The organism is Micromonospora sp. NPDC049175, assembly GCF_043197345.1.
GTDB lineage: Bacteria > Actinomycetota > Actinomycetes > Mycobacteriales > Micromonosporaceae > Micromonospora.
This window is the reverse complement of sequence record NZ_JBICSY010000001.1, coordinates 66,887-89,804: the sequence shown is the minus strand read 5'-3', so window position 1 is coordinate 89,804 and position 22,918 is coordinate 66,887. Positions and strand designations below refer to the sequence as shown.

At 71.9% G+C, this 22,918-nt stretch carries 15 protein-coding genes; 8 read left to right on the top strand and 7 right to left on the bottom strand.

The genetic code is table 11. The features are described from left to right. Positions 1 to 3 precede the first annotated feature (3 nt). The 5 genes from ACGFH8_RS00365 to ACGFH8_RS00345 are packed head-to-tail and all read right to left on the bottom strand — an operon-like array spanning position 4 to position 6,645. Positions 4 to 384, bottom strand: coding sequence for a DUF742 domain-containing protein (locus ACGFH8_RS00365; RefSeq protein WP_393361081.1), 381 nt, complete (start codon positions 382 to 384; stop codon positions 4 to 6). Continuing rightward, positions 362 to 808 carry a roadblock/LC7 domain-containing protein gene (locus ACGFH8_RS00360; RefSeq protein WP_393361078.1) on the bottom strand — a complete coding sequence of 149 codons (447 nt, stop codon included), beginning with the start codon at positions 806 to 808 and terminating at the stop codon, positions 362 to 364. Before ACGFH8_RS00360 ends, ACGFH8_RS00365 begins: the two co-directional genes overlap by 23 nt. Then, positions 805 to 2,772, bottom strand: coding sequence for a nitrate- and nitrite sensing domain-containing protein (locus ACGFH8_RS00355; protein WP_393361075.1), 1,968 nt, complete (start codon positions 2,770 to 2,772; stop codon positions 805 to 807). The genes ACGFH8_RS00360 and ACGFH8_RS00355 overlap by 4 nt, the downstream gene beginning before the upstream one ends. A gap of 43 nt (positions 2,773 to 2,815) precedes the next feature. After that, the gene (locus ACGFH8_RS00350; protein ID WP_393361072.1) at positions 2,816 to 5,383 is read right to left on the bottom strand and encodes a LuxR C-terminal-related transcriptional regulator; all 2,568 of its coding nucleotides are present in this window, start codon (positions 5,381 to 5,383) and stop codon (positions 2,816 to 2,818) included. 5 nt (positions 5,384 to 5,388) lie between these two features. Beyond that, the gene (locus ACGFH8_RS00345) at positions 5,389 to 6,645 is read right to left on the bottom strand and encodes an Hsp70 family protein (RefSeq protein WP_393361069.1); all 1,257 of its coding nucleotides are present in this window, start codon (positions 6,643 to 6,645) and stop codon (positions 5,389 to 5,391) included. 293 nt (positions 6,646 to 6,938) lie between these two features. On the opposite strand from ACGFH8_RS00345, the gene ACGFH8_RS00340 reads away from it, so the two are divergent. From ACGFH8_RS00340 to ACGFH8_RS00330, 3 genes are all read left to right on the top strand, one after another. Then, complete coding sequence (locus ACGFH8_RS00340; protein WP_393361066.1) at positions 6,939 to 7,826, top strand: IniB N-terminal domain-containing protein; 888 nt, start codon at positions 6,939 to 6,941, stop codon at positions 7,824 to 7,826. Positions 7,827 to 7,941: 115 nt separating this feature from the next. Beyond that, a complete protein-coding gene (locus tag ACGFH8_RS00335; RefSeq protein WP_393364396.1) occupies positions 7,942 to 9,792 on the top strand; it encodes a dynamin family protein in 1,851 nt (616 codons plus the stop codon). Next, a complete protein-coding gene (locus ACGFH8_RS00330) occupies positions 9,789 to 11,249 on the top strand; it encodes a hypothetical protein (RefSeq protein WP_393361063.1) in 1,461 nt (486 codons plus the stop codon). The genes ACGFH8_RS00335 and ACGFH8_RS00330 overlap by 4 nt, the downstream gene beginning before the upstream one ends. A gap of 67 nt (positions 11,250 to 11,316) precedes the next feature. Here the strand turns inward: ACGFH8_RS00330 and ACGFH8_RS00325 are convergent, their stop codons facing one another. After that, a complete protein-coding gene (locus ACGFH8_RS00325) occupies positions 11,317 to 11,976 on the bottom strand; it encodes a DUF2470 domain-containing protein (RefSeq protein WP_393364393.1) in 660 nt (219 codons plus the stop codon). Between the two features lie 110 nt (positions 11,977 to 12,086). Between ACGFH8_RS00325 and rpsD the strand changes: the two genes are divergently transcribed. Then, a complete protein-coding gene (gene rpsD, locus ACGFH8_RS00320; protein WP_393361060.1) occupies positions 12,087 to 12,695 on the top strand; it encodes a 30S ribosomal protein S4 in 609 nt (202 codons plus the stop codon). Between the two features lie 257 nt (positions 12,696 to 12,952). Beyond that, on the top strand, positions 12,953 to 16,882 hold the full coding sequence (locus ACGFH8_RS00315; protein ID WP_393361057.1) for a ThuA domain-containing protein: 3,930 nt from the start codon (positions 12,953 to 12,955) through the stop codon (positions 16,880 to 16,882). 54 nt (positions 16,883 to 16,936) lie between these two features. Here the strand turns inward: ACGFH8_RS00315 and ACGFH8_RS00310 are convergent, their stop codons facing one another. Continuing rightward, positions 16,937 to 17,341: a hypothetical protein gene (locus ACGFH8_RS00310; protein ID WP_393361054.1), complete on the bottom strand. Its 405-nt coding sequence runs from the start codon at positions 17,339 to 17,341 to the stop codon at positions 16,937 to 16,939. An 86-nt stretch (positions 17,342 to 17,427) separates the two neighbouring features. Between ACGFH8_RS00310 and ACGFH8_RS00305 the strand changes: the two genes are divergently transcribed. The 3 genes from ACGFH8_RS00305 (at position 17,428) to ACGFH8_RS00295 (ending at position 22,893) form a co-directional block, all read left to right on the top strand. Beyond that, positions 17,428 to 17,775, top strand: coding sequence for a PadR family transcriptional regulator (locus tag ACGFH8_RS00305; protein ID WP_393361051.1), 348 nt, complete (start codon positions 17,428 to 17,430; stop codon positions 17,773 to 17,775). Then, positions 17,772 to 18,848 carry a hypothetical protein gene (locus ACGFH8_RS00300; protein WP_393361048.1) on the top strand — a complete coding sequence of 359 codons (1,077 nt, stop codon included), beginning with the start codon at positions 17,772 to 17,774 and terminating at the stop codon, positions 18,846 to 18,848. Before ACGFH8_RS00305 ends, ACGFH8_RS00300 begins: the two co-directional genes overlap by 4 nt. Before the next feature lie 106 nt (positions 18,849 to 18,954). Beyond that, positions 18,955 to 22,893 (top strand): polysaccharide lyase family 8 super-sandwich domain-containing protein, encoded by a 3,939-nt coding sequence (locus tag ACGFH8_RS00295; RefSeq protein WP_393361045.1) that lies wholly within the window; start codon positions 18,955 to 18,957, stop codon positions 22,891 to 22,893. Positions 22,894 to 22,918 lie beyond the last annotated feature (25 nt).

Here is a 22,918-nt window from a genome sequence, read left to right as displayed (position 1 = left end):
CTGTCACAGGGCGCGGAGCCCGACGAGTATCGCCTCGAGCAGATCCTCGGTCGGCAGCTCCGACAGCACGGGCGGGTCGTGCGTCTCGATCAGGCCGGCCGCGAGCAGGTCGCCGAGCAGCACCCGGACGGTGCCCAGCGGCAGGTCCAGCTCGGCGCCGACCTCGGCGACCGACACCGGATGGTGGCACAGCTCGACGATTCGCGCCTGTTCGGGAAAGAGGGGTGTGGCAGGCGTGACCCCCCGCCGGGCGACGACAAGTGAGATCAGGTCGAATTGGCCGCGCGCGGGAGCGGTACGCCCGCCGGTCATCGTGTACGGCCGGGCGACCGGGCCCGCGTCGTCGTCGTACCACGCCTCGTCAGCCGTGCCGCCGGTGTGCACCGGTGTCCCCGATCGTCGCGGAGGAGGCCGGACCCAGTGTGATCGGCAGGTGCCGCTCGGCCTGCCCGACGAAGAGCGCCACCTCGTACGCCATGTCGCCGACCTTGACGTCGTCACCGGCGATCCGCACGGTGAGGATGGTCCCGTTCGGGACGGTGGCGACGAACAGGAAGGCGCGCGTCATCTGCACCACGACCTGACGCAGAGCGCCCGCGTCGCAGGTCCGGGTGGCGGCGAGCCCCAACGCGATCAGGCCGGCGACGACACCGGAGATCTGCTCGGCCAGCTTCGTCTCCACCTGCCGGGAGCCGCCGAGGAGCAAGCCGTCCGGGGAGAGCACGAGGGCGAACTCCGCGCCGTGCACTCGGTCGACCAGGCGGTCCAGGGCGCCGGTCAGGTCGTCGCTGACCACTGCGGAGGTCATGGGTGTCTCCTCGCTGCTCTGGCGACCGGCATCTCGACCGTGTCGAGGGCGGCCCCGCCGTGTTCGGGGTGTGCCGGCCCGGTCTGCCGGGCCCGGGTCGGCAGCGCGCCGTTGCCGCCCGCGTCGGGTGGGCCGGTGCCGTGGTGCGCTGGCGGGGCCGGGGTGGTGGGTGGTGCGGTGGAGGGCCCCCGGCCGGTGTCGTTCACCGGGACCAGGTGGGCCGGCAGGAGCACGACCGCCGCCGTCCCACCGCGCCGGCTGGGACGCAGCGAGACGTGGATGCCACACCTGTGGGCCAGCACGGCGACTGTGTACAGACCGCTGGGACCCGTGGGTGGAGCGGCCGGCGGGCTGGCGAGCCTGTGGTTCGCCTCGGCCAGCGCGGTGGCGTCCAGGCCGGACCCGTCGTCGACGACGAGGACCGCGCACCCCTGTGGCCGGTGCTCACCGCTGATCCGGACGGTGGTGTCGGGCGGGGAGAAGGCGAGGGCGTTCTCGATCAGCTCCGCCAGCAGGTGGACGACGTCGGTGACGGCCGGGCCCGCGAGTGACCACGGCCAGTGCGGCGCGATCAGGACCCGGTGGTAGTCCGGCACCTCGGCGACGGCGCCGCGTGCGACGTCGAGCAGCGGCACCGCGCCGCGCCAGCGACGGGCCGGCCGTGCGCCGGCCAGGGCGATCAGCTTCTCCACGTTGCGCCGAACCCGGGTGGTCAGGTGGTCGAGTTGGAACAGCTCGCCGCTCTCCTCGGCGGACCGCTCCCGGCGCTGCATCCCGTCCAGGAGATTGAGCTGATCACGCAGCAGGACCTGGTTGCGACGGGTGATCCGCAGGAACAACTCCCGGTCGGGGCCGTCGGGCGCCGCCACGACATCCGGCGCCGCCACGACATCCGGCGGGGTCGGGACCGGCGGGGTCGGGACCGGCGCGTCGACGACCGGCCGGGTCAGCGCGTCGGTGAGCCGTCGGACGGTGCTCGCCCAGCTCACCAGGAGCACGAGCACGACGATGAGGCCCAGCCCCACCACGGCGCCGGTCCGGGCGACGAGCACGGCGGCGCCCGGCGTGGCCCGCTCGACGCTGCCGCGGGCGGTGCTCGTCACCAGGGTCTGCAGCGCGCCGAGGGCGGAGTCCGCGGCGGCCCGCCAGCCCGCCAATGTCGTCCCGGCCAGGGCGTTCGCGGTGTCCGCCCGCAACAACCTGTCCTCCAGGGCGAGCAGCCCCGCGAACTCGGGGCCGCTCGTGATGCGCTGGTGCTCACCCGGGCCGTCGTCGGGCAACCCGGCCGCCGCCTCGGCCCGCGCGAACCGCTGGTTGTTGACGAGTTCGGTCAGACGGCGTCGATCGTCGGGGCCGAGCCGGTGGGCGGTCAGGGCCGCGCTGACCAGGGTGTCCTCGCGCGCCAGCAACTCCCGGGCGCGGGCCAGCGCGATCACCGCACGGGTGTCGGCGGCCAACGTGCTCTCGTACGCGCCCCACTCCGGGCCGTACACCCGGAAGGCGACGTCGACGACCTGGTCGTACCCGTCGACCGCCTCGGCCTGGTCGAGTTGCCCGGCGTCCACCTGGGACCGGATCGTGCTCAGGCCGTCGAGCCGGCGGACCAGCTCGTCGGCCCGCTCGCGTACCTCGCCGGCGCTGAGCAACCGGACGTCGCGGCCCACCGTGAACCGGCGAATCTCGGCGGCGGCCCGGTCGGTGAGCTCGCGCGCCCCGCCCAGCGGGGTCGCCGTCGCCCCGGCCCCGGCCCCGGCGATCGTCTCGGCGCTGGCGCGGCGTTCGGTCTGCAGACTCAGGATCAGCCTGTCGATGGGCTGGCCGAGGGTGTCCGCGAGGGCCTGCACACGCAGCAGGTCGATGGCGTCCTGGCTGGTCAGGTAGGCCGCGTACGACCAGAGTGTGACCAGGACGGCGGTCAGCACGACGAGCCTGGTCCGGATCAGCCGGACCTCGCTGGGCGTCACGCCCCACTCCGCCCGGCGCGGCGGCGTCCCCGGCGCGAGCCCCTCATCGGGTCGTCCGCTGCGGCCACGGCTGCCCGGCCGTGTCGCTGGCCCGGTCGGCGACGACGGTGCGCAGCAGAGCCAGCAACTCGGTGCGGTTGGCGCAGTTCAGCCGGTTACGCATCCGCGCCACGTGGTGTTCCACGGTCTTCGCCGAGATGAAGAGCCGGTCGCCGATCTCGCGGTAGGTCAACCCGGCGAGCACCAGCTCGGCAACCTCGTACTCGCGGTCGCTGAGCCCCTGCGGGGTGGGGCCGGCGACCCGCGTGGTGCTCTCGGTGGTGCTCGTCGGCGCCTGCTCGCCGTGGCCGCCGGCCGGCCGCCCCTGCAGTGCCCGCGCGCACTCCAGCAGCGTGGTCATCGCCCGCCGGTCCGCGGTGCGGATGGCGGCCTGGCCGGCGAGGCGAGCACCGTCCCAGCGCAGTCCGGTGTCGTGCAGCGCCCGGGCGGCGGCCTCCACGCGGGCCGGGTCGACGACACCCCGGAGCACCTCCACCCAGCACTCCGCGGCGGCGGCGACCACCGCCGCGTACCGGCTGTGCTCGGCCGCGGCCAGCAGGGCCGTGACGTGGTCGTCGGCGACGTCCGGCGCGCCGGTGAGGATCGCGGCGTGCAGGCCGCTCCAGTGCAACGGCACACTCCACAGTGGTGGATCGCCGAGCCGGCCGAGCAGCGCTCGCGCCTCCCGCAGGTACGGTTCGAGTCGGGCCAGGTCACCGAGGCGCGCGCCGGCGATGGCCAGCTCACCCAGCGGCAGGAGCGTGAACAGGTCGACGGGGTGCCGGACCACCGCCTCCAGCGCCTGCCCCCAGCCACTCTTGAGCGCCCCGATGTCGCTGGTGCGCCGGCCGACGCCCATCCGGATCGCGGCGGCGAAGAGCAGGTCGCGTGACTCCAACTGCCGTCCGTCGAGCGTCACCGCGGCGAGGTGTTCGGTCGCGGCGCGGGTCTCGCCCCGGACCATCAGGATCCAGGCCTGCAACAGCCGGTGGCGGCGAGCCATCAGCGGGCCACCCACGCCGGCGTCCAGGGCGCGGTGCAGCACCTGCTCGGCGATCTCCAGCTCACCGCAGTGCACTGCCGTCAGCGCGGCGAGCGCCGCCGGGCTGTCCGGGAGGAGAGCGGCCCGCCCGTCGGGTTCCAGCAGCGCGGCGGCCTGCACCAGCGCGGAGAGCGCGGCGGTCGGCGGGCCGCTGACGCTCTCGCGTACCCCCTCGGCCATCAGTCGGGCGGCGCTGGCGTGCAGGGTCGGTGGTTCGCCCAGCCGGTCACCCGCCGGTGCCGCGGCGGTGGCGTCCAGCTCTCCGGTGGCGAGCCCACCGACGACGGCGAAGGCCAACGCCGAGGCGGTGCCCGACCACCGGTACAGCTCCACGCTGCGGCCGACGTGGCCCCGGTGCGCCAGGGCGGTCGCCGCCACCACGGCCGCCTCGCGGCGGTCGGACGGGGCGGCGGTGGCCAGCAGTCGGTCCGCCAAGCGCAGGGCGTCGTCGAGGTTGCCGGCGAGCGCGGCGGCGAGCGCCTGCTGCGCGCTGGCCGGCTGCCCGGCCGCGGTGGCGGCGGCGAACAACTCGGCGGCGAACGCCGGCTCGTCGGCCAGGGCCTCACCCGCCGCGGCGGCCAGCGTCGAGGCCGGGCAGTCGCCGAGCGCGCCGACCGCGAGCAGGGAGCGGACCAGCGGCAGCACCGCGCCGCCCCGCGCGAGCTGCACCTCGGTGAGCCGACGCCAGACCGCGGTCCGGTCGGTGGCGGGGCTGAGCGTCGTGACCGCCCGCCGGACGATCGGCGCGAGCCGGCCGTCGGCGCCGAGCAGCCCGGCCGCCCGCGTCGTGGCGATCAACTCGTCCACCGCCGCCGGGCCCACGCCCAGGAGCGCGGCGAGCATGTTCGCCGGCAGCGACCCGCCGGCCGCGACGGCGAGCAGCAGCCGTCGTACCTCGGCGGGCTGCACGTCCAGGTCCGGCCCGAACTCGGCGACGACGGCCCGGGGTGGGTTGACCACCGCGCCGGTCCGGCTCTCCGCGCCGGTCAGGCCGCGGGCCAACCGCTCGACGTCCCGGGGTACGCCGGACGTCTGCGTGTGGACGAAGTCGACGAGGTCGTCGCGGCGGCCCAGCTCCGGCGCGGCGGTGAGATAGCTGGCGGTCTGCTCCCGGGTGAACGGGGTGAGGAGCACGGCCTGCCCGTCCCGCCGCAGGGAGTCGACGAGCTCGCTGAGCGCCGCGGACCGGGGCCACGGGCGGTGGGCGACCACCAGGCGGTGCCGGCGGGCGCCGAGCAGGCGCAGGAGCACCTCGATCCGGGCGTCGTCGAGCAGGTGCGCGTCGTCGACGAGCACGAGTGTGTCGGGGTCGACCGGTTCGTCGGGCTCCGGGGCGGCCGTGCGTACGGGGATCCCGGCCCGCTGGTGGACCCGGGCCAGCTCGGTGAGGAGCGCGGTCTTGCCGTGCCCGCCGGGGCCGGCGATGCCGACGGCCAGTGGGCCGGTCGGGTCCTGCGCGACCGTGTCCAGCAGGGTCTGTGGCCCCCGGTCCAGCGTCAGCCCCGGTGCGTCGACGTCATTCATGATCATTGAGGTCATCCTTCGCGTCCCCGGCTGCGGGCCAGCGCCAGGCGGGACGGCTTCGGCAGGTCCAGTGGGAGGACCCGGACCGGCGGCCGCGGTGGCGGGTCGCCCGGAACGGTGTCGTGGTGGGGGCGGCGCGACGCCGGGATGGCGGCCCGCCCGGCGCTGCGCACCGGGTCGCGGAACGGCGCGGGCCGGCGAGCGCGCGGCGACACCACCTGGGCGGCGGCCAACGCCGCCCCGGCGGCGGCGGTCAGTTGCGAGTCCGGTTCGACCTCGACGGGCACCGGCAGGGCCGCGCTGATCAGCTCGACGACGAGCGGTACGCGGGTCGAGCCGCCCGCCAGCAGGACGCCGTCGAGCTGCGCCGACGTCAGGTCCGCGCTGCGCACGGCCCGCAGCAGCAGGTCGACTGTGGTCTGCACCATCGGGCGGATCATGTGCTCGAACTGCGCCCGGGTCACCGGTATCCGGGCGGGTCCGCTCGGCAGGGTCACCACCACGTCGGCCGTCAGGTCGACGGTCAGCGCCCGCTTGGCCCGGTCGCACTCCGCGCGCAGCCCGCGGAGGGCGGCCTGGGTGCCGCGGCGTGCGGTGCTGGCCAGCTCCCGGGCCAGCATCGTACGGGTATGCCCGGCCAGCGCCTCGTCGAAGTCGACGCCGCCCACCGAGTCGAGACCCTGCGGCGTGCCGAACGTCTCGTAGGTGCCGCGCGCGGTGCGGCGCACCATTGCGGCCTCGAAGCTGTTGCCCCCCAGGGCGTAGACGGCGGCCGTGGTGCCCGCGAACCCGCGAGCCGCGTGGCTCTCGGCCACCGTGACCGTACGCGGCAGCAACGTCACGTGCCGCAGGCCGAAGTCGGACAGCGCCCGGTGCAGCACCTCCCGCCGGTACGGACGCCACCCCGCCGGGTGACTGAGCACGACCGCCTCGGCCGGGCCGCCCTCCAGGGCGTGTACCCGCTCCACCACCCAGGTCGCGAGTTCCGCGGTGAGCGTCTGCGGTGTGCACGCCTCGCCGCCCAGCAGCAGGGGCACGTCGTCACCGATGCGGTGGACGAAGTCGCGGGTGGTGCGGCTGCCGTCGTCGGTCGTGGGCTCGCCGACGTGCAGCGAGCCGTCCTCCGCCAGGCACAGCACCGACGGCACGAGCGGGGAGCCGACCTGCAGTGGAACGGCCTCGGGACGCGTCCAGGTCGCGCCGGTGCACCGTGCGACCGCGGCGGCGGTGTTGGTGCTCCCGATGTCTATCCCCAGGACGTACGGCATCGTCTCTTCTCCCCCCGTGAGTTGGCCGGCCGGTGGCGATGGTGTCGGTGCTGCCGACGACCCACCCCCGGCGAACCCCGCGGGCTCCTACGTTCGTACCAGAGATCAGCCCCTGGTCGGGACCCTAATCTCGCCGGGATGGTTTCCCCCTGTCCCCCTAACGTACGAGGTCGCGGAGCCCCTAGTTCAACCGGGCCGGTTGCGGGTTGAGCCCCGATGCCCGGGGCGAGCCCCGGCAATAGCGTCAGTGTCGACGTACGACACCCGGCGCCACTTCCGAGGAGAACCGGCACATGGACTCGCACCAGACGCTCCACGACTTCGTTCTCGACCTGCTGACGAACCCCGACGCGCGGTCGGCATTCGACCTCGACCCGGAGGGCGCGCTGCGGGGCGCCGGGCTCACCGACATCACCGCCGCGGATGTGCAGGACGTCGTGCCGCTTGTGGTCGACTACGCGCCGGGGGCGGGTCTCGCGCCGTTGACCGGACCGGTCGGGCAGCTCGGGCTCGACCCGCTGCTCACCGACACCACCGATGTGGTGGGTCAGTTGCAGAGCGTGGCGCAGCAGATCAGCGTCACGAGCTCGCCCACCGGCGTGGACGTCAAGGCCGGCGTGCTCGGCGCCATCGCGGTCGACCCCTCGACGGCCGCCGCCGGGGTGACCGTGCTGCCGGGGATCGGCCTGGGCGTCGGCCCGTACGGCCTGGACACCGACTTCGCCGGCGTCGCCGACGTGGCGCACACCCTCGACGCGGACGTGGTGCAGCCGGTGGACGCGATCGCGGACCCGGTGCTCGGTGACGTCACGGGCACCGTCGGCGACCCGACCGGTCTGCTCGGCGGCGCTGACCCGAATCTGATCGGCGGCGACCTGTCCGGTGGCGTCCTCCCCGGCGCCCACGGTCAGCTCGGCGGGGTCGTCAGCTCGCTCGGTGTCGGCGACACCCTCGGCGGGCTGGGCCTCGGGCACGGCGACGGTCTCGTCGGCGGCACGGTCCCGCCGCTCGACGTGCCGTCGACGGTGGGCGGCGTGGCGCACCAGGTGGACAGCCTCCTCCCCGGTGTCACCGGCACTGTCGGTGACGTGACCGGTGGGGTCACCGATGGTGTGCTCGGCGGCGACTCGCACGCCTCGTCCGATCACGGGCTGCTGGGTATCACCGGCGGCCTGCTCTGACCCGGATCTCCGGTCGGAGCGGAGGGCCGGATCGTCTCGGGCGGTCCGGCCCTCTCCGGTTCCAGTTCCGGAACCTCTTGATAATTGAGCCGAAATCCGCACACTTGGTGCGGTGATGGCCGGGATCTGGTTGGACGTACTGGACGACATCGCCCGCACGTGCAGTGCACACGGTCGTGGTGACCTGCTCCAGACGGTCCGGCAGAAGCGCGCCCAACTGCTGGATCCGACGCTGCGCGTCCTGGTCATCGGTGAGCCGAACCAGGGCAAGAGCCAGTTGATCAACGCGATCATCAACGCGCCGGCCTGTCCGGTCGGCGACGGCCGCACGACTGTCCTTCCGACAGTGGTGTCGCATGCCGAGGCCCCGACCGTCGCGGTCGCCCAGGCGCCGCGGCCCGCCCGGGGCGGCGCCGCCGTCGCGGGGGCCGTCGAGCGGACCCCGATGGCACTGAACCAGGTCGCGGAGAGCGTCGCCGGCCTGGTCGGACGCCGGCCGGGTGGTGGCCCGGCGTACGTCGAGATCGGAGTGCCCCGCGCCCTGCTCGGCGCCGGGCTGGTGTTGGTGGACACTCCCGGCGCCGACGAGGTCTCCGCCATCGGCGGTGCGGCCTCGGTCGCCGCGCCCGCCCGCGCGGACACCGTGCTGCTGGTCTCCGACTCCACCCGGGACCTGTCGGTCGCCGAGTTGAACATGTTGCTGCACGTCATGCGCGCACACCCCAACGTGGTCGTGGTGCAGAGCAAGACCGATCTGGTGGCGGACTGGCGCGCGGTGGCCGACCGCAACAGGCAGCACCTGGCCGAGGCGGGCATCCCGGCGACGCTGATACCCGTCTCGGCGACGTTGCGACTGCGCGCCGCCGGGGCCGACGACCGGGGTCTCAACGCCGAGTCCGGCTTTCCCGCGCTGATCGCCCGACTCCAGCGGGACCTGGCCGGCAAGGCCGACCAACTGGCCCGGGCCTCGGTGCAGACGGTGGCCCGGACGGTGGTGGAGCAGTTGGCCGCCCCGCTGCGCGCCGAGTTGGCGACCACCCAGGAGGCCGAGGAGCAGTCCGGGCCGATCTCCCGGCTGCACGCGGCGCAGCGTGAGGTCGACGAGCTGCGCCGGTGCTCCACCCGGTGGCAGAACACCCTCAGCGACGAGATCGCCGACCTGCTGTCCGACATCGAGTACGACCTGCGCGACCGGACCCGGGAGATCCTGCGGACCGTCGACGAGGCGTTCGACACGGCCGATCCGTTGGTCGCCTGGGACACCTTCCAGGACTGGCTGGAACGCAGCCTGGTGGAGGCGGCGGAGGCGAACCACGAGTGGCTGATCCAGCGCTGCGACTGGCTTGCCCGCCGGGTGGCCGCCAACTTCACCAGGTACGGCTACGACGTGCTGCCGCCCTGGTCAATGACGATGCCGGAGGACATCGGGCAGCGGCTGCCCGAGTTGCAGATGCCGACGATCGACAGGTTCACCCCGAGCCAGAAGCTGTTCACCGGCATGAAGGGCTCGTACGGCGGCATGCTGATGTTCGGTCTGGCGACCACCCTGGCCGGCATGCCGATGATCAACCCGGTCTCGGTCGGCATCGGGGCGCTCTTCGGCGGCAAGAGCATCCGCGACGAGAGCAAGCAGTTGCTCCGTCGCCGTCAGGCGACCGTCAAGACGGCCATCCAGCGGCATGTCGACGACGTCTTCGTCCGGATCATCCGCGACTGTCGGGACACCGCCCGGCAGGTGCAGCGCATGCTGCGGGACCACTTCACGGGCCTGACCGAGGAGCTTCAGGAGGCGATCGTCCAGTCGTTCCGCAGCGCCAAACAGGAGGCCGACACGGATGCGTCGCTGCGCGAGCAGCGGCAGCGCGAGATCCGGTTGAAGATGACCCGGTTGGCCGCGCTCTACGAACAGGCTCAGCAGTTGACCGGCACCCGTGCCGCCCCGCTGCTGTTGGAGCCGCAGGCATGACCGTGGGTCTGCGCCTGGACGAGGCGGCCTGGGGGTTGTTGCACCAGGCCATCGACCTCTATCAGGACCATCCGCGGGCCGTCGGGCAGTTGCGGCACCAGGTCGCCCGCCTGGAACAACCGCTGCGGATCGCGGTCGCCGGCCCCTGGCGTTCCGGCAAGTCGACGGTGCTCAACGCCCTGATGGGTGAGGAGGTCGCACCCGTCGAGCGGGCCGACGGTGCGTTCACCTGGTACGAGGACGGCGCCGAGCCGCGCGCGACCGCCTATCCGGCCGGTCAGCCTCCGCAGGAGTTGACGGTGGTCAAGTCGGCGACCGGTCTGCGGGTGGACCTCGGCTGGGGCGCGGGCGACGTGCGCGACATCGTGGTGCGGTGGCCGACGCGGGCGCTGCGGCAGGTCACGCTCATCGACACCCCGGCGGTCACCGGCAGCGTCGAGCAGGGTCGGACGCCGGTGTGGGAGCGGGTGTTACGGGATTCGGACGCGGTGTTGTATCTGACCCGCGACGCTCGCGACAGTGATCTGCGGGTGCTGGAGTCCGGCCGGGACAGCGTGGTCGGGCAGGCCGCCCCGGTCAATGTGATCACGGTGTTGTCCCGGGCGGACGAGATCGGCGGAGGCCGGATCGACGGCCTGCTCACCGCCCGGCAGCTCGCCCGTCGGCACTACCGCGATCCGCGGGTGAGCGCGGTCAGCGTGAACGTGGTGGCGTGCAGTGGAATGCTCGGCCTGGCGGGCCGGATGCTCGGCGAGTCGGACTTCGCCGCGCTCGCCGCCATCGCCCAGGTGCCCCGGGCCGAGCTGGACGTCCACCTGATCTCCGCCGATCGTTTCCTCAGTGGTGAGCTGCCGGTACGCCTGGAAACCGAGGTACGTGCCGCGCTGCTGGACCGGTTCGGGCTCTTCGGCGTCCGGCTGGCGACCACGTTGGTGCGCAGTGGGTTCGACAGTCGGGTGAAACTCTCGGCGGAACTCATCCGGCGCAGCGGTCTCACCGAGCTGCGCGAGTCGGTGACCCGCTGCTTCATCGACCGCGGCGACGCCCTCAAGGCCCGGTCCGCGCTGGCCGCGGTCGAGGCGCTGCTGCGGGCCGAGCCCGTCCCCGGTTCCGCGGAGCTGGCCGGAGCGGTCGAGCGGATCCTCGCCGGCGCGCACGAGTTCCGGGAGCTGCGCCTGCTTGTCGCGCTGCGCAACGCCCGGCTCGGCTTCGACGCGGAGGTGGCCGCCGAGGCGCAGCGGCTCGTCGGTGGTGACGGGGTGGGTCTCGCGGCCCGACTGGGTGTCGAGCACGAGGCGACCGTGCGACGGCTCTGGGAGGTGGCCACCGACGCGCAGTGGCGGTGGCGGGACCGGGCGGAGGACCCCCTGCTCCCGCTGGCGCAGCGGCGTGGAGCCCAGGTCGTCGTCCGCAGTTGCGAGGGGATGATCGCCGAACTGGTGGCGGGTGGTCGCTGAGCCGCGGCGTCTGCCGTCGCTGAGCTGCGGGCTCTGCCGTCGCAGCGGTGCGGGCCTCCGGAGATCGTCAGCGGGCGCGTCGGGTTCGGCAGCCGTGCGACTGCCGCAGCAGGGCCTCGATCTGGGCGCCGAGTTGGTCGGGATGCCGCAGCGGCGTGCGGAAGCTCAGTCGGACGTCCCGGTCACCGCTGGCCAGTTCCAACCGGAGCACGACACCGTGGCGGTCCAGGCGTACCGGTCGGACCTGGCGAACTCCCTGGAGATGGCGACCGGGGACCAGTCGGCACAGCCGCTCGACGGTGCGCGGGTGGTGATGGTCGAGGTGGCACAACAGGTCGGCTTCGGCGTCCGCCAACGGATCGGGCTGGGCGGCCGCGAAGACCTCCGGGTCGACGCCTCTGGTGCGGCCGTCGACGGTCAGCTCCGCGGTGGCGAGGTCGAGGACCACCGCCAGGTCCTGATCGTTTCCGGTCGCGGCGGCCTCGGTCACCAGCCAGCCGGTGAGCCTGCCCCGCGCGCGTACCCGGTTGCGGACCGGGACGGGCGCCAGGTCGGTCACCTCGATCATCGCCACGGTCTCCCGGTGCTGCGCGAGGTGGTGGGTCAGGTGGGAGCCGGTCGGCAGGTCGATCCGCAGTCGCCCGTCGGGCGTCACGACGTGCCGGCCGGCGACGTACGCCTCGACCCCCGGGACGTGCAGGGTGAGGGAGTCGGTGGCGACCAGCATCGATCGTAGTCGGACACCTGCGTCGTCGGTCGAGTCCGTGTTCGTCGACGGCTTGCTCACGGCGATCATCTCCTAATAAGGTTAGGCTTACCTTACTTGAGAGGTGAAGGATGAATCAGACCCGCCCCAAGGTCAAGCGTTCCCGCGCTCTGGGCATCGCGCTGACCCCGAAGTGCGTGCGCTACTTCGAGCGCCGTCCGTTCCCGCCGGGACAGCACGGCCGTGCGCGACGGACGACAAGTGACTACAAGGTCCGGCTGTTGGAGAAGCAGCGGCTCAAGGCGCAGTACGACCTGCACGAGGGCCAGCTCCGGCGTGCCTTCGACCGGGCGGTGCGCCGGCCGGGCAAGACCGGTGAGGAGCTGATCGTCGAGTTGGAGAGCCGTCTCGACGCGCTGGTGCTGCGAGCCGGCTTCGCCCGCACCATCTACCAGGCCCGCCAGATGGTCACCCACCAGCACGTCACGGTGAACGGCCGTCGCCTGGACCGGCCGTCGGCACGGCTGCAGCCCGGCGACGTCATCGCCGTGGCGGAACGCAGCCGGGGCAAGGCGCCGTTCGTCGTCGCGGCGGCCGGGGCGCACGCCGCGGAGCGCCGCGCACCCTACCTGGACGTCAGTCTGCCCGGCCTGACCGCGCGTCTGACCCGGCTTCCGGTGCGCGCGGAGGTCCCGGTGGTCTGCGACGAGCAGCTCGTCGTCGAGTACTACTCACGCTGAGCGGCGACCGGCCGTCGGGGGAGGGTTCCGAGCGCCTTCGTCGCGCGTCGGGACCCTCCAGGCGCGGATCGTGACCCGAAAACCGTTATTCGATCTTGCTGGCAACCGTCGCCCCTGACCTGCGGAGATAACGCTCTCACAGATGGTGGAAGAGGCTTGACGCGACCGTGACCCGGACGCAACGATGCATTCACATTCCTCGTTCCACTGCCAGGCGTGATCGGCGCACGCCGTCCTCGCACCACGAAAGGACAACCGTGCGCAGATCCCTGAGATCATGGCTCGGTGTCGCGCTGAGCGCGATCCTCGTGGCCGGCGGCATCGTCGCCGCGCCACCCACGGCCGGCGCCGCACCGTTCACCGTGTTGGTCTTCAGCAAGACCACCGGATTCCGGCACGGGTCCATCACCCCCGGCATCGCCGCCATCCAGCAGCTCGGCGCCGCCAACGGCTTCACCGTCGAGGCCACCGAGGACGCCGCCCAGTTCACCGACGCCAACCTGGACCGGTTCGCCGCGGTGATCTGGTTGTCCACCACCGGCGACGTGCTCAACGCCGCCCAGCAGGCCGCGTTCGAGCGCTACATCACCGGCGGCGGCGGGTACGTGGGCGTGCACGCCGCCTCCGACACCGAGTACGACTGGCCCTGGTACGGCGGGCTGGTCGGGGCGTACTTCGCCTCGCACCCGGCCGAGCAGAACGTCACCGTCAAGGTCGCCGACCAGGTGCACCCGTCCACCGCGACCCTGCCGCAGCGGTGGAACCGGTTCGACGAGCTGTACAACTACCGCACCAACCCCCGGGGCGCCGCCCACGTGCTGGCCACCCTGGACGAGAGCACCTACACCGGCGGGAGCATGGGCGCCGACCACCCGATCTCCTGGTGCCAGAACTACTCCGGCGGCCGAGCCTGGTACACGGGCCTGGGCCACACCGACGCGTCGTACACCGAGGCGACCTTCCGCCAGCACCTGCTCGGCGGCATCCGGACCGCCGCCGGCGCGGTCGACGCCGACTGCGGCCCCACCGTCACCAGCAGCTTCCAACAGGTGGAGCTGGCCAAGGGCGCGGCCGAGACCGGCGAGCCGATGAGCCTCACCGTCCTGCCGGACCGGGGCGTGCTGCACACCTCCCGCAACGGTGTGATCCGGCACACCGACGCCGCCGGCAACACGAAGATCGCCGCCACCCTGCCCGTCTACACCGGCGACGAGGAGGGCCTGCAGGGCATCAAGGCCGACCCCAACTTCGCCACCAACCGCTGGGTGTACGCCTACTACGCCCCACCGCTCAACACTCCCGGTGGCGGCGCCCCGGCCACCGGCACCCCTGCCGACTTCGCCGTCTGGGACGGCGTCAACCGGCTGGCCCGGTTCACCGTCAACGCCGACAACACCATCAACCTGGCCAGCGAGACACTGATCCTGAACGTGCCGACCAGTCGGGGCATGTGCTGTCACGTCGGCGGCGACATGGACTTCGACGCGGCCGGCAACCTCTACCTGTCCACGGGTGACGACACCAACCCGTTCGACTCGGCCGGCTTCACCCCGATCGACGAGCGGGCCGGGCGCAACCCCGCCTCCGACGCCCAGCGCACCTCGGCGAACAGCAACGACCTGCGCGGCAAGGTGCTCCGGATCAAGCCGAGCGCGGCCGGCGGCTACACCATCCCGGCCGGCAACATGTTCGCACCGGGCACCGCGCGGACCCGCCCGGAGGTCTACGCGATGGGCTTCCGCAACCCGTTCCGGATGAGCGTGGACAAGGCCACCGGCATCGTCTACCTCGGCGACTACGGTCCGGACGCGGGCACCGCCGACCCGAATCGGGGACCGGCGGGCAACGTGGAGTTCGCCCGCATCGACAGGCCCGGCTTCTACGGCTGGCCGTACTGCACCGCCCGCAACGACGCCTACAACGACTACACCTTCCCGTCCGGGCCGTCCGGGCCGAAGTTCGACTGCGCGGGCGGGCCGGTGAACAACTCGCCGAACAACACCGGCATCACCCAGCTGCCGCCGGCCGTCCCGGCGTGGCTGCCGTACGGCGGCTCCGGCTCACCGCCGGAGTTCACCGGCGGCGGCCTGTCGCCGATGGGCGGCCCGGTCTACCGGTACGACCCGACCAACACCTCGCCGGTGGCCTTCCCGGAGTACTACGACGGGACCTACTTCGCCGGTGAGTTCGGTCGCCGCTGGATCAAGAACATCAAGCTCGACGCGTCCGGCCAACCGCTGAAGATCAACCCGTTCCCGTGGACCGGCACGCAGGTCATGGATATGGAGTTCGGGCCGGACGGCGCGCTCTACGTGCTCGACTACGGCACCGGCTGGTTCAACGGTGACGCCAACTCGGCGCTCTACCGCATCGAGTACGCCCGCGAGGGCAGAGCGCCCGTCGCGAAGGTGTCGGCCACCCCGACCAGTGGCACCGCCCCGCTGACCGTCGCCTTCTCCTCGGCCGGCACCCTCGATCCGGACGGCGACCCGTTCACCTACGCCTGGGACTTCGACAACAACGGCAGCACCGACTCGACCGCCGCGAACCCGAGCTTCACCTACACCACGAACGGGACCCGCAGCCCGACACTGACGGTGCGGGACACCACCGGCAAGACGGCCACCGCGAGCGTGGTCGTCACCGTCGGGAACAGCGCACCGGTGGTCACCGTGAACACCCCGTCGAACGGGCAGACGTTCGCCTTCGGGGACGCCGTGCCGTTCAGCGTCACGGTCACCGACGCCCAGGACGGTGCGATCAACTGCGCCCGGGTGAAGGTGAACTACGTCCTCGGCCACGACTCGCACGGCCACCAACTTGGCAGCGCGCAGGGCTGCACCGGCGTCATCCAGACCACCGCCGACGGTGAGCACGACACGGCGGCGAACATCTTCGGCATCATCGACGCCGAGTACACCGACCTGGGCGGGGGCGGCCAACCGCCGCTGACCACGCACACCCAGGCGGTGCTGCAACCCCGGGTCCGTCAGGCCGAGCACTTCGGTGACTCGTCCGGCGTCCAGATCGTGTCCGGGGCGGCCGGGCACGGCGGCGCGGCGGTCGGCTACATCGACAACAACGACTGGATCTCGTTCCGCCCGTACAACCTGACCGGCGTTCAGTCGTTCAGCGCCCGGGTCGGTGCCCCGGCCGGCGGGGGCGGCACGGTGGAGCTGCGGGTCGACTCGCCCACCGGGCCGCTCGTCGGCTCGGCCACCGTGGTCCCCACCGGTGGGTACGCCAATTTCGCCACGGTCACCGGCGGCGTCACCGCCCCGACCGGCACCCGGACCCTGTTCCTGGTCTTCAAGGGCGCCGGCCCGTGGTTCGACATCGACGAGTTCACCCTCTCCGCCAGCCCCGGTGGGCCCGGTCCCGACCCGGACCCCGAACCGGGCGCCAACCTGGCTCGGGGCAAGCCGGCCCGCGCGTCCAGCTCCGAGGGGGCCTACACGCCGGCGAACGCGTTCGACGGCGCGACCGGCACCCGCTGGAGCAGCGCGTTCAGCGATCCGCAGTGGGTCGACGTGGACCTGGGCGCCACGTACGCCATCAACCGGGTCAAGCTGACCTGGGAGGCCGCGTACGGCAGCGGGTACCAGATCCAGACCTCGGCGGACGGCGTCACCTTCACCACGATCCGGACGGTGACCGGCGGCGACGGCGGCGTGGACGACCTGACCGGGCTCACCGGCTCCGGCCGGTACATCCGGCTGCTCGGCACCACTCGGGGCACCGCCTGGGGTTACTCGGTGTTCGAGTTCGAGGTGTACGGCGGCACCGGCGGCTCGACCGGCGGCAACCTGCTGCTGAACAAACCCACGTCGACGTCCAGCAACGAGGGGGCCGACGTGTCGGGCGCCCAGGCGGTCGACGGCAACCTCACCACCCGCTGGTCGAGCACGTTCTCCGATCCGCAGTGGATCCGGGTCGACCTCGGCAGCCCCACCGCGATCGGCCGGGTCAAGCTGAGCTGGGAGGCGGCCTACAGCAGCGCGTACCAGATCCAGACCTCGAACGACGGCACCACCTGGACCACCGCGAAGACGGTGACCGGGGCCGACGGCGGCGTGGACGAGCACACCGGGCTCGGCGCCAACGGCCGTTACCTACGGATCAACGGCACCGCCCGGGGCACCGGCTACGGTCACTCGCTCTGGGAGGTGGAGGCGTACGCCAGCTGAACCACCACCGCGGACGGGGCCGGCACGGTGTTCCGTGTCGGCCCCGTCAGTCGCTCACGTGCTGGGCGTCGGTGTGGGCGTCCGGGTGAACGGCCACGGGTACTTGCCGAACAGGTCGGTGCACGCGGTCAGCAGGCCCTGGCGTGCGTCGGCCAGACGTTTGTCGGCCGGTCCCTTGTCGACGGTGGGGTCGTTCAGTACCCAGAGGTCGGCGGCTTCCTGGGCGGCCGGCCCCAGTCGCTGGCCGGCCTCCCGGACACCGGGATCGGTCGACTCGATGGCGCGCATCGCGGTGCCCGTGTCCCCGAAGGGTTTTCCGCCCTCCTCCATGGCGTAGACCAGTCGGGTGCAGGCGGCGGCCGCGGCCTTGTCCGAGGGTGTGGTCGAGGTGGGGGTGGGCGCTTCGGTCGCGGAGCAACCGGTCAGCAGCAGAGAGGCGACGACGAGGGTGCGGATCACGGCAGGGAGCATAACGATCTTCAGCTTTGCGCGCCGGTCATTGTTGTCGGCTTGCATATACCGATCGTCGGTATATACATCTCGATGTGACTGACAATCCTCTGCGGGAACCGACGTTCCTGGTGCTCACCGCGCTGGCCGAGGCGCCCAAACACGGGTACGCGGTCATCGAGGACGTGCTGCGCATCTCCGACGGCCGGGTGCGCCTGCGCGCCGGCACCCTCTATGCCGTGCTCGACCGGCTCCGCGCCGACGGCCTCATCGAGGTCGAGCGGGAAGAGGTCGTGCAGTCGCGACTGCGCCGTTACTACCGGCTCACCGCCCTGGGTGCGCGTCGGCTCGCCGACGAGGCGTCCCGCCTACGACACAACGCGGAAGCCGCTCGCACGCGACTGCGCCGCGGCGGCCTACTGATCGACGGGGGTGCGGCATGAGCGGCGACGATCTGGAACGCCGCTACCGGCGGCTGCTGGCCGTCTATCCGTGGGAGCACCGCCGGGCGTACGAGGACGAGATGCTGGCCGTGCTCCTCGCCGGCGCGCGGCCGGATCAACGACGACCCGCCGCCGCTGACGTGCGGAACCTGGTCGGCGCCGGCCTGCGGGCTCGGCTGCGGGTGGGCGCACGGGGGTTCACCGAGCCGGCCTGGGCGGACGCGGCGGCGGTGACGGGTCTGCTGGTCAGCCTCGTCCTGCTCGCCCTGGCCGGGAAGTCACTGCTCGACCAGCTCATCCGGGATCCGAGCCTGCCACCGCAGCTCGGGCCGGGCGGCGTCGACCTCGTCGACTGGCTGCGGTTGGCCGGCTGGGCGGGCGTCTGCGTGGCCGCGCTTGTCGGCTGGCGCTGGGTGGCCGCCGGTCTGGCCTGGGCTGGCGTGATCGCGTGGGGCGCCCTCGTCGCTCCCCAGGCCGGTGCCAATCTCACCTACGTGGTGGACACCCTGCCGCAGGTCGCCCTCGCCGTCGTCGCGGGCGCGGCGCTGAGCGTGCCGGCGCCGCGTTACCGGATATTCGCGCTGCTGGGCGTACGCCGGCTGTGGGCCCTGCTGCTCGCGCCGATCGTCATGGTCGTGCTGTTGGAGATCAACCGGGCGACCGGCCCCTCATTCGACCCGGTGAGCGGAACGTCCTACCAGGTCCTGTACGGCATCGAGGCGACAAGCGAGCTGGTCGTGTGGCTCTACGTCGCGGCGCTGGCGGCCGCCGCGCTGGCCATGCTCGTCGCGCTTGCCCGCCTCGACTCCGGGGTACGCCGACGGATCGTCGTCCTGCTCCTGCCGGTCGCGGTGCTCGCTCTGGTGATCGACAGCGCTCTCGCCGGTTGGGCCACCTCCACCATGTACCTGGGGCACGTCATTCCGCTGGTGCCGGCGCAGTGGGCAATGCTGGTGCTCGTTCCACCGGTGACCTTCCTGGCCGGAGCGCTGCTGGTCCGACGCCGAGAGGAGACCCTGCGCATGGTCGCCCTCGGCCGCGCCGCGGACCGCGAGCAGCCGGTGGGGCAGTAGGGCGATCGTCCGCAGACCTGCGGCGACGTCAGTCGTCGGCGACGGGGGCCTGCGTGCCGGCCACACCCTTGCTAGGCTCCGCCCAATTTTCACGGGGGAGAAGATCATGGGTGTCCGCTCTCGACAGTCGCGTGGGGTCTACCGGCACCCCAAAGTGCTGCTGCTCGTCCTCATCCTGCTGGTAACCGGCGCGGCCCAGGCGGTGGCGATGCCTGCACGTGCGGCGAGCGACGTGGAGACCGTTCGCCACCGCTGGCTACAACTGTTGACCGACAGTGACACCAACCACGCCGGTGATGCCCGCTACGCCGGCCGCCTCCCCGATGTCCCCCAAATCCAGGGGTACGCCGCCAGCATCGATCCGCTGGCCGTCTCAGACGCGGACAATCCCGAGCACGGCCGGCTGTGGCCGATCGAGTTCGACTACGACAGCACGACGGGCGTGTCCAGGTCGGTCGATCGGCTGGCGCAGATGGCCACCGCCTACGCCACACCGGGGACCATTCTCACCGGCAACGCGGCGCTGGCCGACACGACGGTCGGCGGGCTGAACGCACTCGTCGACACGTTCCCGAACAGTGCTGCCGATCTGCCGCTGCCGCATCCCGCCGCGGAGTGGTACGACTGGGAAATCGTCATCCCCAAGCAAATCGTCAACATCACGGTGATGATGTGGGGGCATCCGAGACTTGCCGTGCGGGACTACCTGTCGGCCATCGAGGTGCTCACGCCCACCTGCACGCGGTCCGGCCGCAGCACCAACAGCGACGACTACGCCGAACCGACCCGTGGCGCGAACCGCACCTGGAAATGCGCCACCGAAGTGATGATGGGTGTCCTGGCCAACGACGTCGCGGCCATCGCCACGGCACGGGACAACGCCCTGGAGACGATGGCGCCCGTGCAGGTCGGCGAGGGCATCTATCGCGACGGATCCTTCATCCAGCACGGCCGGCATCCGTACAGCGGCGGTTACGGCACCTCGATGGCCCAGACGTACGCGGAGCTGATCTACGCCCTGAGTGGCTCGCCCTGGGCGATCGACGGCGCCGCCAGCACCGCGTTCGCTGGTTGGCTGCGAGACGGCCTGCGGCCCCTGGTGTACCGAGGTGCCGGCACGCCCGGCGTGCGGGGGAGGGAGATCGCGCGGGCCGGGACGGGGAGGCGCGGCGATCCCGCCGGGACCAGCATCAGCAACCACCAGTCCGGGCACGGTCTTACGCGGGCTGCGCTCATCCTGGCCGAGGTGGTGCCCGCGACCGAGGCGCTGCGACTGCGCCGGATGGCGAAGGGGCTGATCAGCGGCGACACCTTCGCGCAGTACCCGGACAACTATTTCCTGTCGCTGTTCACGCTCGCGCGGGCCTACGCGGTGATCGACGCGGTCGCTGTGGTCGGCGAGGTGGATCTCGTCGCCACCAAGGTGTACGCGGGCATGGACCAGGTCACCCACCAGCGGCCCGGTTACCTGGCCGGGGTGAGCATGTTCTCCAACCGGATCCTCGACTACGAGACCCTCGGCCAGAACCCGCGCGGATGGTTCACCCGGTACGGCATGACGCAGCTGAGCCTGCCGAACGACCTCGGTCAGTACGACGACGCCTACTGGCCGACGGTGGACGCAACCCGTCTGCCCGGCACGACCGTCTCCACCGCAGCCCGGTCCACGACGCACCCCACTGGCGTGCCATCCACCGCGAGTTGGGTCGGCGGCGCGTCGCTCGACGACCGGTACGCCTCGGTCGGCATGGAGCTGCGCGACCCGTTCTCGGACCTCACGGCGAAGAAGTCCTGGTTCCTCTACGACAACGAGATCGTCGCGCTCGGCGCGGGCATCACCGGTACCGGCACGATCATCACCACCGTGGACCAGCGGCGAGTGAGTGGTGCCGAGGCGCTGACCATCAACGGGACGGCGCGCTGCGCCACAAACGGCAGCACCGAGGTCATCAGTGGCGTGACGAACGCTCACCTCAGTGGCCAGAACATCGGTTACTACTTCCCGGGCGCGGTGACGCTGCACTGCAAGCGTGAGATCCGAAGTGGCGCCTGGAACGCGATCGACCCGGGTGGCAGCACGACGCCGCACCAGCGTGCGTACGTGTCCCTCTGGATCGACCACGGCACGAACCCGTCGAACGCCTCCTACAGCTACGCGCTGCTGCCCGGGGCGGGCGCACAGCAGACCGCCGAGTACGCCGCGAATCCGCAGTTCCGCGTGCTGCGCAACGAGAAGACGATCCAGTCGGTCCAGCAGAACCCGCTCGATGTCATCGGCGTCAACTTCTGGCAGCCCCGGGCGACCCAGCGGTTGGACGCGTGGGGCGAGGCCGACTTCCTCACGGTCGATGACGCGGCTTCGATGGTGCTGCTGCGTACGCCCACCACCATCAGGGTTGCCGCGGCTGATCCCACCCAGCGCCGTACGGGCGCGCTGCACATGAAGCTGAACACTCCCAGCGGGGGCCTTGTGTCCGGGTCGCCCGGCGTACGGCTGGTGCAGACGGTGCCGGCGATCCTGAGCGTGACCTCGTTCCAGACCGGTGGCGCCACCGAGACCGCGGTGGTGTCGACCGACCCGCGGGTACTCCGTCCGACGGACGATGCGATGGTCTGGAAGGACAACGGCGACGAGAACTACGGCGGCAGCGGTCTGGTCGTGAAGAGCACCGGCGACGGCTGGACGCGGCACAGCTACCTCAAGTTCAACCTGGCCGGTGTGGACCCGACCGACATCGCCAGCGCCACCTTGCGGATGTACGGCAGCAACACGACCTGCACCGGATGCACCACGGACCTGGTTGTCCAGGCGGCTGACGACAAATGGTACGAGAAGGCGCTGACCTGGAATAACGCTCCCCTGCCCGATGGGGGTCCGGTCGGCAACCTCACGGTCGGCACGGCGCCCGCGTACGCCAGCGGCGACGTCACCACCCATGTCCGGGAGCAGGCAGCCGGTGACGGAGTGGTCACCTTCGTGTTGAGCGAGCCAGCGCGGACCGGCGACTTCGTGCTGCTCAACAACAGGGAGGCCCCGACCGGTCAGCCGGAACTCATCCTGACTCTTCGCGGACCACAGCTGGACAACTGGCAGCAGCCAAATGCCAGCAGCATCCCCATCGGCGACACGTGGGTCGACTCAGGCGTACCCGGCGGCGCCTATGGCCAGTCGACGGTGAACGCCGTCAAACACACCACCACTCGGCAGCGGGCCACCTACTTGACCTTCGACATCGCGCAGTACGGCGAGATCGAGTACGCCAAGCTGCAGTTCCACGCGCGGGTGACGGACGCCGTCCCAGGCGCGGACAGAGTGGTCGTCTCCGAGGTCGGCGATGCCTGGAACGAGGGTCTGGTCAGCTGGAACAGCAGGCCCGCTCCCGGCGCGGCCCTGAAAACGGTGAACGTGTCCGCTGAAGGCGGCATGGTCGAGCTGGACGTGACCGACTACCTACGGCGCAACGCCGCCGACGGACGGGCCTCGTTCGCGATTACCGGCGATCCGGCGGGAAGCCACAAGTACATCGACATCACCTCACGGGAGAGTGCGGTGAACCCGCCGGAACTGATCATCCGGGCCGAGCACGCCGACCGGCCGGCGCTCGCGGACACCTACGTCGACGCTGCCAGCCCGGCGGCGGCACCTGGCAGCAGCACCACGCTGGCGGCCGATGCCGGCAATCGGGTGGCCCTCCTGCGGTACAGCCTCGCGGCGGTCGCCGATATGAACCGGGTCGCCGTCAACCTGTACGTCAGTCAGTGCGCTACGCAGCCGGTGACGCTCAGGGTCAACGGCGGCGCGGATGGCGGATGGACAGAGAGTGGTACGTCCTGGAACACCCGGCCGTCGGCGACGCTCACGTCGGTGCGAGAGGTGACGTGCACCGGCGACAGTCCGTATGTATCCATTGATGTCACTGGCTTTGCGATAGCGCAGTGGTTCGGTGATCTGAGTCTGAGCCTGCAGGTCACCGCGGACCGCCCCGTCACCATCGGGAGCAGGGAGTCGGCCAACCCGCCTACCCTGACCATCAAGACGAGTTGATCCGACCCGCTGGCGGAGCCCTGCT

What these genes read in the sequence shown, in the direction of transcription:
- ACGFH8_RS00360 (WP_393361078.1), bottom strand. Translation starts at nt 808, where the DNA reads ATGACCTCCGCAGTGGTCAGCGACGACCTGACCGGCGCCCTGGACCGC.
- ACGFH8_RS00350 (WP_393361072.1), bottom strand. Translation starts at nt 5,383, where the DNA reads ATGATCATGAATGACGTCGACGCACCGGGGCTGACGCTGGACCGGGGG.
- ACGFH8_RS00345 (WP_393361069.1), bottom strand. Translation starts at nt 6,645, where the DNA reads ATGCCGTACGTCCTGGGGATAGACATCGGGAGCACCAACACCGCCGCC.
- ACGFH8_RS00340 (WP_393361066.1), top strand. Translation starts at nt 6,939, where the DNA reads ATGGACTCGCACCAGACGCTCCACGACTTCGTTCTCGACCTGCTGACG.
- ACGFH8_RS00335 (WP_393364396.1), top strand. Translation starts at nt 7,942, where the DNA reads ATGGCCGGGATCTGGTTGGACGTACTGGACGACATCGCCCGCACGTGC.
- ACGFH8_RS00330 (WP_393361063.1), top strand. Translation starts at nt 9,789, where the DNA reads ATGACCGTGGGTCTGCGCCTGGACGAGGCGGCCTGGGGGTTGTTGCAC.
- ACGFH8_RS00325 (WP_393364393.1), bottom strand. Translation starts at nt 11,976, where the DNA reads ATGCTGGTCGCCACCGACTCCCTCACCCTGCACGTCCCGGGGGTCGAG.
- rpsD (WP_393361060.1), top strand. Translation starts at nt 12,087, where the DNA reads ATGAATCAGACCCGCCCCAAGGTCAAGCGTTCCCGCGCTCTGGGCATC.
- ACGFH8_RS00300 (WP_393361048.1), top strand. Translation starts at nt 17,772, where the DNA reads ATGAGCGGCGACGATCTGGAACGCCGCTACCGGCGGCTGCTGGCCGTC.
- ACGFH8_RS00295 (WP_393361045.1), top strand. Translation starts at nt 18,955, where the DNA reads ATGGGTGTCCGCTCTCGACAGTCGCGTGGGGTCTACCGGCACCCCAAA.